This window comes from Desulfatibacillum alkenivorans DSM 16219 (assembly GCF_900142135.1).
GTDB classification, from domain to species: domain Bacteria; phylum Desulfobacterota; class Desulfobacteria; order Desulfobacterales; family Desulfatibacillaceae; genus Desulfatibacillum; species Desulfatibacillum alkenivorans.
Map to the genome: position 1 here is coordinate 17,755 of NZ_FQZU01000054.1, position 13,266 is coordinate 31,020.

The 13,266-nt window shown below is 52.5% G+C and carries 17 protein-coding genes; 5 read left to right on the plus strand and 12 right to left on the minus strand.

Features of this window, described 5'->3' with window-relative positions; all coding sequences use genetic code 11:
• Position 1: 1 nt before the first annotated feature.
• Positions 2 to 511: a molybdopterin-guanine dinucleotide biosynthesis protein B gene (gene mobB, locus BUE18_RS24855; RefSeq protein ID WP_073478848.1), complete on the plus strand. Its 510-nt coding sequence runs from the start codon at positions 2 to 4 to the stop codon at positions 509 to 511.
• Here mobB and BUE18_RS24860 read toward each other — a convergent pair.
• From BUE18_RS24860 to mltG, 12 genes are all read right to left on the minus strand, one after another.
• Positions 495 to 1,115: a DUF3592 domain-containing protein gene (locus tag BUE18_RS24860; protein ID WP_073478849.1), complete on the minus strand. Its 621-nt coding sequence runs from the start codon at positions 1,113 to 1,115 to the stop codon at positions 495 to 497. The genes mobB and BUE18_RS24860 overlap by 17 nt on opposite strands.
• Positions 1,116 to 1,306: 191 nt before the next feature.
• On the minus strand, positions 1,307 to 1,651 hold the full coding sequence (locus BUE18_RS24865) for a type II toxin-antitoxin system prevent-host-death family antitoxin (protein WP_073478850.1): 345 nt from the start codon (positions 1,649 to 1,651) through the stop codon (positions 1,307 to 1,309).
• Entirely contained in the window at positions 1,635 to 1,895 is a 261-nt protein-coding gene (locus BUE18_RS24870; RefSeq protein ID WP_073478851.1) for a type II toxin-antitoxin system RelE family toxin, read from the minus strand. Before BUE18_RS24870 ends, BUE18_RS24865 begins: the two co-directional genes overlap by 17 nt.
• Before the next feature lie 68 nt (positions 1,896 to 1,963).
• Positions 1,964 to 2,515, minus strand: a complete 552-nt coding sequence (locus BUE18_RS24875) for a DUF3592 domain-containing protein (protein WP_073478852.1) — start codon at positions 2,513 to 2,515, stop codon at positions 1,964 to 1,966.
• Between the two features lie 57 nt (positions 2,516 to 2,572).
• Positions 2,573 to 3,769 (minus strand): hypothetical protein, encoded by a 1,197-nt coding sequence (locus tag BUE18_RS24880; protein WP_073478853.1) that lies wholly within the window; start codon positions 3,767 to 3,769, stop codon positions 2,573 to 2,575.
• A 3-nt stretch (positions 3,770 to 3,772) separates the two neighbouring features.
• Complete coding sequence (locus BUE18_RS24885) at positions 3,773 to 4,633, minus strand: HDOD domain-containing protein (protein ID WP_073478854.1); 861 nt, start codon at positions 4,631 to 4,633, stop codon at positions 3,773 to 3,775.
• Positions 4,634 to 4,693: 60 nt separating this feature from the next.
• Positions 4,694 to 4,909 (minus strand): hypothetical protein, encoded by a 216-nt coding sequence (locus BUE18_RS24890; protein ID WP_073478855.1) that lies wholly within the window; start codon positions 4,907 to 4,909, stop codon positions 4,694 to 4,696.
• Positions 4,902 to 6,095, minus strand: a complete 1,194-nt coding sequence (locus tag BUE18_RS24895; RefSeq protein WP_073478856.1) for an ArsA family ATPase — start codon at positions 6,093 to 6,095, stop codon at positions 4,902 to 4,904. Before BUE18_RS24895 ends, BUE18_RS24890 begins: the two co-directional genes overlap by 8 nt.
• Before the next feature lie 126 nt (positions 6,096 to 6,221).
• Complete coding sequence (locus tag BUE18_RS24900) at positions 6,222 to 6,731, minus strand: zf-TFIIB domain-containing protein (protein ID WP_073478857.1); 510 nt, start codon at positions 6,729 to 6,731, stop codon at positions 6,222 to 6,224.
• Between the two features lie 29 nt (positions 6,732 to 6,760).
• Positions 6,761 to 7,636, minus strand: coding sequence for a nitroreductase family protein (locus tag BUE18_RS24905; RefSeq protein ID WP_073478858.1), 876 nt, complete (start codon positions 7,634 to 7,636; stop codon positions 6,761 to 6,763).
• Positions 7,637 to 7,715: 79 nt separating this feature from the next.
• Positions 7,716 to 8,693: a glycoside hydrolase family 3 N-terminal domain-containing protein gene (locus BUE18_RS24910; protein ID WP_073478859.1), complete on the minus strand. Its 978-nt coding sequence runs from the start codon at positions 8,691 to 8,693 to the stop codon at positions 7,716 to 7,718.
• Positions 8,694 to 9,131: 438 nt separating this feature from the next.
• Positions 9,132 to 10,154 (minus strand): endolytic transglycosylase MltG, encoded by a 1,023-nt coding sequence (gene mltG / locus BUE18_RS24915; protein WP_073478860.1) that lies wholly within the window; start codon positions 10,152 to 10,154, stop codon positions 9,132 to 9,134.
• A 500-nt stretch (positions 10,155 to 10,654) separates the two neighbouring features.
• On the opposite strand from mltG, the gene BUE18_RS28840 reads away from it, so the two are divergent.
• The 4 genes from BUE18_RS28840 to BUE18_RS24935 are packed head-to-tail and all read left to right on the plus strand — an operon-like array spanning position 10,655 to position 13,240.
• Complete coding sequence (locus tag BUE18_RS28840) at positions 10,655 to 10,978, plus strand: 4Fe-4S binding protein (RefSeq protein WP_073478861.1); 324 nt, start codon at positions 10,655 to 10,657, stop codon at positions 10,976 to 10,978.
• A gap of 32 nt (positions 10,979 to 11,010) precedes the next feature.
• Complete coding sequence (locus tag BUE18_RS24925; protein WP_170868460.1) at positions 11,011 to 12,228, plus strand: ankyrin repeat domain-containing protein; 1,218 nt, start codon at positions 11,011 to 11,013, stop codon at positions 12,226 to 12,228.
• Positions 12,229 to 12,246: 18 nt separating this feature from the next.
• Positions 12,247 to 12,876 (plus strand): hypothetical protein, encoded by a 630-nt coding sequence (locus tag BUE18_RS28130; protein ID WP_170868461.1) that lies wholly within the window; start codon positions 12,247 to 12,249, stop codon positions 12,874 to 12,876.
• A gap of 13 nt (positions 12,877 to 12,889) precedes the next feature.
• Entirely contained in the window at positions 12,890 to 13,240 is a 351-nt protein-coding gene (locus tag BUE18_RS24935; protein WP_170868462.1) for a helix-turn-helix domain-containing protein, read from the plus strand.
• The last annotated feature ends 26 nt before the right edge of the window (positions 13,241 to 13,266 follow it).

Here is a 13,266-nt window from a genome sequence, read left to right on the forward strand (position 1 = left end):
CATGCCGCCGACAATCGTTTCCATTGTGGGATTTTCCAACTCAGGCAAGACCACCCTGGCCGTCGCCCTGATCGCCAGCTTTAAAGCCAGGGGCTACAAGCTGGGCGTAATCAAACACGCCGCCCACGGCTTTGACATGGACCGCTCGGGCAAGGATTCCTATAAGCACAAGCAGGCCGGCGCTGACGCCGTGGTGGTGGCTTCGGCCAAAAGAATCGCCCTGGTAAAGGACGTACAGCGCGACATGTCTCCGGTGGATGTCGCCCGCGCTTATTTCCCGGACATGGATCTGGTTTTGGTGGAGGGCTATAAAAAAGAGGATTTGCCCAAAATCGAAGTCATGGGATTCGACGAAGATCCCACGCCCCATTTCGGCGGCCACCCCAAAATTCTGGCTACGGTCAGCCTTCACCCGCCCGCGCAAAAACTCCATGTGCCTCATTTCAGCTTTGACCAGGCCGACGAGCTGGCGGATTTTCTCATCGAGGCGGGGGCTATCGGGGACAAGTAGCAGCCAGGGCGTAAGAGGCCAAAAAGATCGAAGCCAACAAAACCAACGCCGCCGCACCGACAAATCCCAACCCTTTAAAAGAACTTATCTTCCTTTTCCTGATCCAGGAATAGCCTATTAAAAAGCCGAGCATCAACACCCCGGCCAGCAGAAATATGAGCGGACTCGCCCAATGGTTCGTAAAATCGTCTATGCGGGCTTTTTCCGGGGAGGCCGGCAAGTACCGGACAGGAACGGCGTCTCCGATTGCGTATCCTGAGTTGGAATATTTGGATGTGACGGTGCGCTCAATGCGGGTTTGGTCCAGGTAGGAGAAGACGGGATGCAAAACCGGGCTGTCTCCGCTCTTTACCAGGTCAACGACACGGCCTTCCGTTTTTTCGCCGGAAAGGATGAAATAGGCGGATTGTGCGGCGAATGATAAGGCCGCCGCGAAAAAGAAAAGCACAATAATCGCCAGCCATAAGTTAACCGCTTTGGAGGAAATGCTTTGAAGGTTTTTCCCGGCCGCTTCCGGCAAAGAGGTTCCGGCGGGCGCCATTAAAAAGGCCCATAATATCAAAACAAGAATCACAAACCCGAAAATGGCTATTGCTAAGGTCATCCTCCCGGCCCTTCCAGTGCACTATTCTTTGTATTTTAAAACAGTTGGATAAATTTAGCACAGTTCCTATAAATTTTCCAGCAATTTACGATAGGCGTCCATGGCGTGCTGTACGCAGTCAATGCGGATGTTCAGGGTTTTGGAGCAAATGCGAATGGCGACTACCTAAGATGGAAAGCAATTTATTGAGATCAATCAATCAAATGATCCACGGTGATGTTCATGGCGCCCGCCAATTTTTTGAGCGTGCTTTTCCGGGGTCTGGATTCCGCCTTCTCCAAGCGGGCGAGGGCGGGCTGCTTGATCCCCGCCTGCTTGGCCAACTCCTCCTGCGTCAACCCCAGATGCTCGCGCCACGCTTTGATCAGACAATCCCCCCGGACGTTGGCCATAACCACCTCATGGGGAAAGCGGATGTCCGCCTCATCGGAATCAAGCTGGTTCTCCAACAATTCCTGATATTCCTCCCAGGGAATTACGGCAAACGCGGGCTTGCCATCTTGGGTTATAATTTGGGGTTTAGTATGTACGCTCATCCCGCTTTCTGACCTCCTGGATCGAAACTATTTCAATCACATCATTATCATTAAACAAAACCCGATAGCGTCCTACTCGCAACCTGTAATCATAACGATGATTTTTCAAGATCACGATGTTAAGATCCTTGCATTCAGGGAAGCCGGCAAGTTTAGCAACTGTTTCTCCGATGGCTTCCTGAAACTGCTTGGGAATCCTTTTTAGCTGCTTGCGGGCTCTGTTGGTCCATTCTATAGACCTCATGCTTATTAAAATAACATACAATAATATTAACGTCAAATATATTGTTATAAAAAGTTATACTCAGATTATCAACCCAAAGACTCTTTATTAGCCGGTTTTTCTCTGTACATCCAAGAATACACCAGGAAAAACATTAAGATGAAAACCCCGCTCGCCATGAGCAACATTGGATTGATCCAGTGGCTTGTAAAAGCGTCGATACGGGATCTTTCCGGGTTGTTCGGGAGATAGCGAATCGACGCATGGTCTCCAATTTCATAATGCAGATTTGCGTCGGAAGATACCGCTTTATACTCTTCGCCGTCTTCAACCTCAAAGGCATAAACGGGATAGGAGTATTCAGCGCCTTCGTCGTCCACCTTCTTCTCAATGCCTATAATAGCGCCCTCCGCTGTTTTACTTGCCGCAATGAAGTACGTCGAATACGCAGCAAAGGAGGCGCCCAATGCGAGCATGACAATCCCCAAGGTCAATAACCATGTTTTGAAGATTTTTGGGTCCATTTTTTCGGGCCGATGGCTGAGCTTTTTCCAAAAATCAACTCCAACAATAGCTCCCAATATAAATCCCATAACAAAAATTGTTAATGCGATAACAACGAAAAACCCGGCCTCTTCCATGAGCCTTACCCTTCCGAATTTAATTGGTTAGCATATAGGTTGACGCAACTGCCAAAATTACAAAACGTCCATTAACTTGCGATAGGCGTCCATGGCGTGCTGTACGCAGTCAATGCGGATGGTCAGAGTTTTGGAGCGGATGCGAATGGCGCCGGCCACTTTGGGATCGCCCACAAACAGGAAGGAATGCTCATTGGTGTATTGGAGGGAGACGAGATTGGCGACCGCAAGGTCAATGGCTTTCAGGTATTTGGCTTCATGCTCCTTGTCGCCGGCCTTCCGGGCCATTTCCAGGGCGTAGGCCAGGGATTCCGTGTAGACGCCGTCCGAGGCGGAATGGGCTTTGGTGTAGCGGCTTCCGCTGGAGGCGGCGAACCGGCCGGGATATTTTTCCGTGTCCTGGATTTTCAGCAACTGGTCGTTCAGGGCGAAAATGGCCTGGGCGTAGCGCGGGTTTGGGTCGATCTCGTACAAAGCGCTCAGGGACATGGTGTGCCAGGGCACGTAAAAAGGCCGGTAATTGTCGGCCATGCGGTCCACGTATTCTCCCAGGTAATGCTCCTGGGCTTTGACCGCCAATTCCAGGGCCAGGGGATCCTTGAATCGCCGGGAATGCTCCACCAGCCCCAGGATGGCTTCGCCGGAGTAGTAGGAAAGGAGGTAGTCCTCATCCATCATTTCATCTTCGGGCGGTTCGATAAAAAAGGCCTTGAAAGAGCCGTCCTCGGCCATAAGGGCCTGGATTCCCCGCACCAATCGTATTGCTTTTCTATGATAGCGGGCTTCGCCGTCCTTTTGAAGGACGTAAGGGCTGGCCGCCAAAACGCGCAAAGCTATCCCGCTGGCGCCCAGAGAGGCTTTGTCGTTAAAATAGATGTAGCCTTTGCCGTCCTCCTCCCTGTACCAATGGGTGAAGATATGGCTCAGGTTGTTTTTGTGGGCGGCCATAAGGTTCGGGTCGGCGGAGGCGAGCTCAGCCAGCAGGCGGGAAGCCATAAGCTGGCGGATGGCGTTGTTTGTCCGGGCGTATCGCCGCCGGATGGGATCGTAAAGGTATACAAAGGTGTTGTCGGTTTGGAGGCTGCCTATAAACCACGTTTCGGCCAGGGCGTAGGAATCCCTGATGGACGATTTGAGCTTATGGAGGTTTACGTCGCCGCGGCCGGAGGCGGAGTCTTCTGCAAGCGCTTGCAGGGGGCAGGCGAGTCCCAGAAGAAGGCAAAATAGAAGGGATGCAGCCAAACGCAGGGGCATGGCTTATCCGTTCCCTATGAGAGCTTCCGCAGCTTTTTCCAGCTCCTGCTCGCTGTCCCGGATGATCCCTTCCAACTGGGCGGGCGTCACCGGAGAATGGTCCATATATTCTTCGTCCAGGCCGTAAAGCAGGGTGTCGGTTCCCGTGCCGGTGCCTCCCAGCATGACGGCGTAATCCGCCAGATGCACGGCGTAAACCAAAGATTTATATTCCGGATCGGCGTTGGCCGGATGGTGGTGATGGGTGACCACCTGGGCCAGGGGATCGGGCAGGTTCCAATGGTTGGCAAGGGCTTCCCCCACCTCGCAGTGGGTGGTTCCCGTGATTTCCATTTCCGCAGCCAGGAAGTCCGGCGGCTCGTGGGCTTTGGCGGCGGCTTCCAACTCCTCGCCATGCCCCGCCAAATGGGCGGAAATGACGCCTTTGCCGATATCGTGCATAATGCCTGCGGTATAGGCTATGGGGGGGCTGGCCCCCTGGCGCGCTGTCCGGGCGATTTCCCTGGCTGCAATGGCGGTGCGCAGGCTGTGCCTCCACAGGGCGCCCCGTTCGGAGTTATAGCCCTCCAGGGGATCGTTAAAAACATGAGGGACGCACAATCCCATGGCGATGCCGGCGACCATATTGCCGCCCACGTAGGATACGGCGCGCTCCACGGTTTCTATTCTTACGGCAAGCCCAAAGGCCGCACTGTTGACAAGACGCAAAACATTGCCCGTTAGCACGGCGTCATTGCGCACCACCGCCACGATCTCCGCGATGCTGTGATCCGGGTCCGAGACGATGGTCATGAGCCTGGTGGCGCTGGCGGAAAGGGGCTTCATACTGCTGATGCTTTTAAGGATGGCTTTTTTATTGGTCATAATAAACCCCTGAAGGCGTCTTTACAAAATTATTATATGCAATCCGATATTAAAAGGCGATCAGTCTATATCCACCTTTTGAATCTTCTTTTTAGGCTTGCGAGGCAGTTCGGCCTCCAGTTCTTCAATGCGTTTTTCCACCCGCTTTTGGTGCTTCTTCCAAAACTCAATGCGGGACGCGGTGTACTCCTTGCGAAAGCGCCTGAACTCGGCCTCCAGCTTCCTGCGAAGCAAAAAAGCCATTCCGATTGCCAGAGAACCCCGGTTTTCAGCCATTTTCTTCGTCCTCAAAATAGACGCAAAGGTTTTGATCCTCGACCTTGGCCCGAACCACGCTCTTGTCGGCCACGTGCCTGGGAAGCAAAACATGCCTCTTAAAACTGCCTAACCGGACGATTAGCTCATCTTCCGATCGGTTGATATCCACGTTTCCTTTATCCAAAAAGGGCAAATAAAAGCTGACTTTGTATTTATCGCCCTCCTTGGTCAACTGATAGGGCTTGGAATCGTAAAAACGCGTGAGCGGATCTTTTTCTCCGTACACCTTTTCCGCCAAGGCGCCCAAAGCCTCATAGCCAAGCACTTCCCCCGCAAACAGATCCACGGGAAAAATGGGAACCGGCGCAAAAAGATCCCGCGCATGCTTTACGTATTCGGCCTGTTTTTCCTTCCATTTGGCAAAATACGCATCGGTTACGGATTCGGGAAGGACCCGGTTCATGATTATGGCGTCCACATGCATCTTATAGAGCGAAAAATACATGAAGCCCCGCTGGGTTTCCTTTAAAACGATTTTTTCCGGGTTGCAAACCAGCCGGACCGTGGTGATTTCCGGGTCCTCCAGAACCTTGTCCACCCCTTCGAGCCGGTCGAACAACCCCTTTATCGCCTTGTAATAGTCGTCGTCGGGCAGGGGGATGTCCATCACTTTTTTCGCCACGGGCCGGACGTATTTGACAAAGGTGCGCTGAATCTTGAAAATCTTTTTCATGTACCAGTCCAGGACCGTAGGAATGCTGATGAACCGGATGGACTCTCCGGTGGGCGCGGAATCCAGGATGATGACGTCATACTCGTTTTCTTTGACGTACCTGTTGATGTGCATGAGGAGGCTCAACTCCTCCATGCCCGGCAAAATGGCCAACTCCTCGGCCATGATGCCTTCCACGCCCGTGGTTTCCAGGACTTCGGCTATGTACTCGTAAATGTTCTCCCAGTTTTTCTTGATTTCCTCCTGGATGTCCACTTCCTGAATCCAGAGGTTTTCACCCACGTTCACCGGAGCCCCCTTATGCTGCTCCAAAAGGCTTTGGTCCAGGTCGAACACGTCTGAAAGGCTGTGGGCCGTATCCAAAGACATGACAACGGTGCGCTTGCCCGCCATGGCGGACCGAATGCCGGTGGCGGCGGAAACGCTGGTTTTCCCAACGCCCCCTTTCCCTGCAAAAAATATGATTCTCACAAATATCTCCCATGATTTCAGGGGTATTTCGTTTTATTGCGAGAAAAAAATCGCATCCCCGAAAATCAAACAGCACAGAATCAGGATACCACTCCAAGACGGTTCAGGTCTATTTTAGGAGCCGGGCTATTTTCGTTTCAAGTACCAACTGGGGGTAATAAAACGGAATATTCTTGTGATATTATTAATCTTTTCCGCTTCCATCTTCCGGGCTTTTTCCAACTGGGCCAGTTGGTTGTCGAAAATCTCGGAAAAATAATCCTGGGCGGCCTCAAAGCGCTCCTTGTCCGAGAGCTTCCAACTGCGGATTTCGCCCAACTCTCCGAAATCCAGCCAGTGGCCGCCGCATTGGGGGCATTCCTCCACTTCCACGGCTTTTTTCGGGCTGAAAAAATGGCGCATCATAATCATGTCTGCACAAGCCGGACATTTTTTCCGCGCCTCCAGATCCACCGAAGCCTCCGGGTCGCGGTTCAAATCAAGCAGGCTTTCCCCGTCCGACTCCCTGGGATCCGCCAGCTTTTTCAATTCAAACCGATCGAACCAAATGCCGCCGCAACCGTTTTGGCAAGCGTCCACCTTGACATCGCCCGCCGTCATTTCCGTTAGCTCCCGTCCACATGCCGGACACTTCATATGCCGCCTCCTTGGGGATTAAAAAGCTGTCAATCTGCTCCTATCCAGGTTACCGAGGGTTCTTTTCTTGCGGTGACGCGTTTGAACTTATATTCCGGCCAGCCCATGACAAGGCTGACAAAAACCTTATTGCCTTGAGGAATGCCAAGCTCCCGCCTCATGCCCTTGTTCAGTTTTAAGGTCAGGGTTAAAAAGCCTATGTAGCAGGTCCCCAGGCCCAGGGCGTGGGCGTAATTCGTGATGTTGGCCGCCGCGATATTGCAGTTGTCGCAGGCGAAAGGCGCCTTGGCCGGAGCGTGAATCAACATAAGAGCAGGGGCGTTATGCAAAATCAAATCCTTGCCGTTGGCGGCCTGCTCCTTGTAATAATCCATGCCCTCCACATAGCGGCCCAAATTCGCCTTGGGAGCGACAAGATTCAAAGCCCCGAAAGCCAGCTTGCCCTTCCGGGTTTGAGTCCAATCGGCGAAACGGGCGCCATAGGAAAAAATCCGGTCCGCGATGCTTTTGATCAGCGCCCGATCCCCAACCACGGTGTACTCCACGTTCTGGGTGTTGCTGGCCGTGGGGGAATACTTGGCGAGATCCAGGATTTTCTCCAGCACGTCCCGGGGCACGGGCTTGTCCTTATAGGCCCTGACGCTCCGCCGGGTGCGCGCAATTTCCGCATACGCCTCGGGGTCGATCAGCTTGGCCTGGGCCGCCGCAATCTGGGTTTGATCCAGGCCGCTGTGCACAATGGCGCTTTGCGGGCAGATGGCCGCGCAATGGCTGCACAGGTTGCAGGCCAGAGGGTCCACCACCATGCATTTTCCGCCCACATTCCGAAACACCCCGGAGGTGCATTCCCGCACGCACATCATGCAGTGATTGCATTTATCTTCCAGCCTGCGAATTTCAATCATAAAAATCTCCCAATACCTATGATGCGCCCTATGGTATCGCGTTATTCCCGAAATGGCAATACCAGGCGAATCAAGGCAGTCAAATCCCCTGTTTGGCGGCCAGCATCCGTTGCACGGAAGCCCGCCCCATTGCCAGCAGGTTCGGGTCCGATTCCAGGCCCTTGCGAATAATATTAAAAGCCGTTTTTATGTTGGGGCCGGGGTGGCAGATCAAGGCCAGGTCCGAGCCCGACTTCATGAACTGCTCTATGACAGTTTCAATAGGAAATTGTTTGGCCACGGCCCCCATGTCCAGGTCGTCGGTCATGATGATTCCTGTATAGCCCATGTCTTCCCGCAACAGGGAGACGATAGCCGGGGAAATGCTGGCCGGCCAATCCGGGTCCAGGTCCGTGTACAAAATGTGGGAGAACATGACCCCGCTCGCCTGCTTTTTAACGGCTTCTTGAAAAGGAACCAAATCCTCGGCCTCAAGCTGGGCGCGGGGCGTGTGGGAGTAGGGCAGCTCCAAATGGGAGTCCAGGGTGGTGCGGCCGATCCCGGGAAAGTGCTTGGCCACGGCCAGAATCCCGTATTCCTGCAAATATTGGATGACATAGCCTCCCAACCGGGCGACTTCCTCAGGTCCGCCTTCAAAGGCCCGGCCGATCATGATGCTGTCAAAATCCGGGGGAACCACGTCCATGACAGGCGCCATGTTCATGTTAAATCCCGCCTCCAGCAGCTCTTTAGCCATAACCCGGGCGTATTCCTGGGCGTCCTCTTCGGACTTGATGCCGGGATTGCCCGCAAACTGCGTGTACGGCGGCTTAAGCCGCGCAACCGGGCCGCCCTCCTGATCCACGGCGATGAGCAAAGGCGGCAGGCCCTGGTCCTTTGCATAAGCCTGGGAATCGCGGCAAAGCTGCTCGATCTGCTTGGGCTCAATCAGGTTTCGGGCGAAAAAAATCAGGCCTCCCACCCGGTATTCCCGGATGTATTCCTTCAACTGGTCGTTCAAAGTGGTTCCGTCATACCCGGCCATTAGCCGCTGGCCGGCAAGATCTTCAATATTCATGAATATTTCCAGTGTGGTTGAGTGTTTACTTAAGAAAGACAAAACCAAATCGCCGTCATTTGAATATTTATGATATTCATTATCCAGGCTTTCAAGACTTTTTTACCAAGTTTTCAAAATGACACTGGGTCCCGGCTTGCAGGGCGGTCTTCAAAAGCAGACCGCCCCTTGCCGGGATGACGATAATTCGGGGTGAATGCAGTTCCAAGGGGCGCCTGTTGCTCCTCGGTAAAGGCAAAACGGCGCATCCAAGGCCATTGGGGGACGAAAGCCGTTGCTCCCCGTCATCCCCGTGGAAGGGGGCGGCGGGATGATTGCGGCAGTTTTGCAATCATCGTGACGCACTCCCGGAAACGGGGACCCAGCGTCATTCTTGTCGGCTTCGATCCAGCTGCGATTTTTCCTACGCACTCGTATGCTTTTAGGACCGATTCCGCTCTATCTCCGCAACTGGTATTTCCTAACCGCCCGGTTGTGGTCCCGCAAATTGGTGGAAAACTGGTGCCCCCCGTCGCCCTTTGCCACGAAAAACAAATAGTCGGTCTCCGCCGGATACAAGGCCGCGTGCAGCGCCGCCTCGCCCGGGCTGGCGATGGGCCCCGGCGGAAGCCCCTTGCTGGTGTATGTATTGTAGGGGGTAGGGGTCTCCAAATGTTTGCGGGTGATGTTGCCGTCAAATTCCTTGATGCCGTATATCACCGTGGGATCGCTCTGGAGCTTGATCCCTTTTTTAAGGCGATTGTGATTCACAGAGCTGACCAAAGCCCTTTCGTCCGGGACGCTGGTTTCCTTTTCTATGATGGAGGCCAGGGTGACCACCTGATGCACGGTCATGCCAAGCTCTTCGGCCCGGCCCTCCCATTCCGGCTTGAACACCGTGTGAAAGCGCTGGACCATGGTGGTTATAACCTTTTCCGGGGAAGCGCCCTTGTTGAAATAATAAGTGTCGGGAAAAAGATAGCCCTCCAGGGTTTCCTGCTCCACGCCCAGGGATGCGGCGAAAGCCGGGTCCGACGCCTTGTCCAGGAATTCCTCCTCCGGCCCGAAACCCGCCTGAGCCGCCAAAGCCGCAGTCTGGACCATGGTCACGCCCTCGGGAACAGTAAGCCGGTACAGGACGGTCCTCCCCTTGACCAGAACGTTCAGAATTTCCAGGGGAGTCATGTCCGGAGACAAAATGTATTCCCCGGCGTGAATTTTGGCGTCCGTCTTTTGGATGCGGGCCAGGAGTGAAAACCAGCCGGGATGGGAGGCGAGACCTTGCTCCTCCAGATCATGGGCTACGGCCGAAAGCCCCTTGCCCCGGGAGACCTCAAAGGTTTGTTCCCTACCTTGGGGATCCAGGGGCGTGTTGGCGTAATTCGCCATCTTCATGCTGAAAGCCACGACGCCCGCAACGCCCGCCAGACATAGCAGGATAACGGCAATGGCGGCTTTTTTGGCAAACCCTTTAATGTTCATGCGGTCCTGTTCCCTAATCCACTCCGATCCGGTCCTTGTTCTTACCATCAATCAGGGGATAATGGCAAATCCTCCAAGCCCGCAAATTCAACCGGAGTTTCCGGCCGCCAAGGAGCTTCTCATCGCCCAAAATGAACGCCGGTTTCGCTTTGAGGGTTATTCAAGCTGCCATAATGTCGTAATGACACGCCGAAAAATCACTATACATACAGTTTATATATCCGCATTGTGATTTAATATCCCAAAAATTGCCTTGCAAAATTTTGAAAGCGGTAATATGAGATCTAAAAGTTTTTATGTTCTAATAGTAATTTATATATCTATTATAGATTGAAAATCCTTACACCCTCTTTGAGGCTGCAAACCAAGGCAGGGACGCCGGAGGCGGCGCGATGCGAAAAAGGGCCTTTTCCGAAGAAAAAATGAAAACCGCCCTTACTCCCCAATGATTGGCGGTTGGCCGCCATTTTGAAACCTGTACCAAGAAAGGATGTTGAAGCATGAAAAAGGACAGGGATGAATTTTCCAGAAGGGCTTTTGTGAAGAAAGGTTTGGTTGCGGCAGGGAATTTTGTGCTTGCAGGGGGGATTAAGCCCATTTTTGCTGAAGTGGAGCGCCCGAAGTCTTTTTATTATATAAATCCCCTATTTTGCTCACATTGTTCACGCTGTATGGATGTTTGTCCGAAACATTGTATCTCTATAAATAATAATAATGAAGTCTACATAATATGGTGGGAATGTATGTCTTCATGCCCTGACGTGTGTGGCGAATGTATGGAAATATGCCCAATGGAAGCTATTGCGTGTACCATGGAATGCTAATTCAAAATAAAAGTGTTGGAGATAACAAGCAAATGAACCGGCTTTATTCCAAAAAAACTTTGCGAGTGCTGCTGCCAGCGATTGCTGTGGCCAACATATTCTTAGCCGGGGTTTCCATTTTCCTGAAGGGCGGGAAGCAGGTGGAACCCGCTGTTCAGGAAAACAAGGCCCTGGCTCAAGCTATAATCACCCCTGAAAATGAGACTTCCGAAGCTGATGGACAAGAAAACGGCCTTTCCAACCAAGAACCGCTCCTTCCAGCCAATACCGTAAAAAACAAACGAGCGGAACCGGCTGTTTCCGAGGCCGACAGGGAGGCGGTGGATAAGTTTAAAGCCAAGTGGGACCGCTGGGCGCCCTATGCCGAGATCAATCAATTGCTTGAAAAAGGCCGCTGGGACGAAATCCTTCGCATGGTCAGGGAGGGGGAGTTCGGAGTGAACCAGCCCGTGAACCCGGCCGGCATGACCCTTATCGAGATAGCGCTTAAGCGATCCTACATGGAGGGGGTCAGGGCGCTGTACGAACTTGGAGCGGACCTGACGCCTCCCGGCAGGAACATTGTCCGCATAGTCTGTTCAGCAGGCAATCTAGAAGGACTGAAGTTTTTACATGATCACGGTGTTGATATTACCGGCGAGTACGGGATATCGGGGCTGCGCAGCGCCATCCGACACGACTATCTTGATATAATTGACTACTTCATGGAATTAGGGCTCTCCCCCGAGGTCGCTGAAGGAAGCAGCCGTGATGTACTCTCTATGTCTATTACTCCGAAAACCTTTGGAGAAACAACCCGTCGCTTGATGGAATTGGGGTACGAACTGGAGGATAAACATGTCTATGAAATCGCCGGAACCGCCAATCCCGTACTGGTGGAAATCTTGTTGGAAAACGGCTTTGATCTTGGAAGTATTGGGATGGATCAGCGGCAGATCAGACTATATTTGGACAAAATTTTTCAATATTACGAGAGCCAAGGAATTGACCTGATTCCTGATTCGATTTTTGAAGGTGAAACTTTTATGGATGCAGTCATCAACTCCCGCAATACTGATGTGGCATTTCTGCAATATCTCGAAACAAAGGGGCTTTATGCGAATCAAACCCAACTGGAGCGAGTCCGGTATTTTTCGGAAAACTATAGTGAGCAAGTCATTCTCCTTGGAGGCAAGGGAGGCGCCTATGGAATACACTACCCCCACGCCGCAAAGGTTGCGGAATACATCGCCCAACAACTCGGGGAATGAGGCCGGTTGAGGTAGAGTATGAATCAACCTTTTTCAAAAAAATCCGTGCGGGCGGCGGCGATGCTTCTTGTCGCCGCCTGTCTTTTGGCGGCCGGGGCTTTCGTTTTCCTGCAAAACGACAAGCAGGGGGCCCCAGTTGCTCAGGACAGCGGCGCCCCCGCAGCGAAGATTAAAGGAAAAGCGGTCCCCAATCCTATTGATCTGCATGAAGGCGAAGATCAACCGGCGCCCCATGTAGAGGTATCGCCTGATAGTAATTCAATCCAGGCCAATGCATTAAAAGCAGAACCGGCTGTTTCGGAGGCCGCCAAAGATACCTTAGGCAAGTCGTCTCTCTATTGGGAGAAATTGGGTCACTATGCCGGGATCAATCGATTGATCGAAGCAGGCCGCTGGGACGAAATCCTCCGAATGGTCAGGGACGGCGAGTTCGGCGTGAACCAGCCCGTCATACCAAGTTGCAATCTATTAAGTAATATGATATGGTCGTTTCAAAAAGGAGGCGACCATGGGAAAAGTGACAAAAGCCAAAGAGCATCTTACGGTCCAGGAAATTCAAGATCGGATAAGGGAAACGGTGGGGTTCCCCCGGGTTTTAAAATGGCTTGTTGTATTGAATGCCCTGGTGGATCCGAGGCCCGCCAATGAGATAGCGCTTCATTTGAATCTGGCGACTCAAACCGTTCATAACATTGTCTCTCAGTATAACAATAAGGGGCCGGATGCACTGGACGGCCCCGGCAAGGGTGGGCGATACAAGGCGTATTTGTCCTTGCAAGAGGAAGCTGAGTTTTTAGAGCCCTTCCAGGAGCAGGCTCTTACCGGTAAGATTGCAACCGCAATGGAAATCAAGGCCAAACTGGAAGGGCGCTTAGGGCATTCAGTGCATAAAACAACAGTATATCGAATGCTTAAGCGTCACGGATGGAGAAAAATTGTTCCAAGAACTGTTCATGTTCAGAGTGACGCCAAGCAACAAGAGGACTTTAAAAAAAATTCCCGGACATTGTAAAAGAGGCTCTGGACTTCAGGGCACCC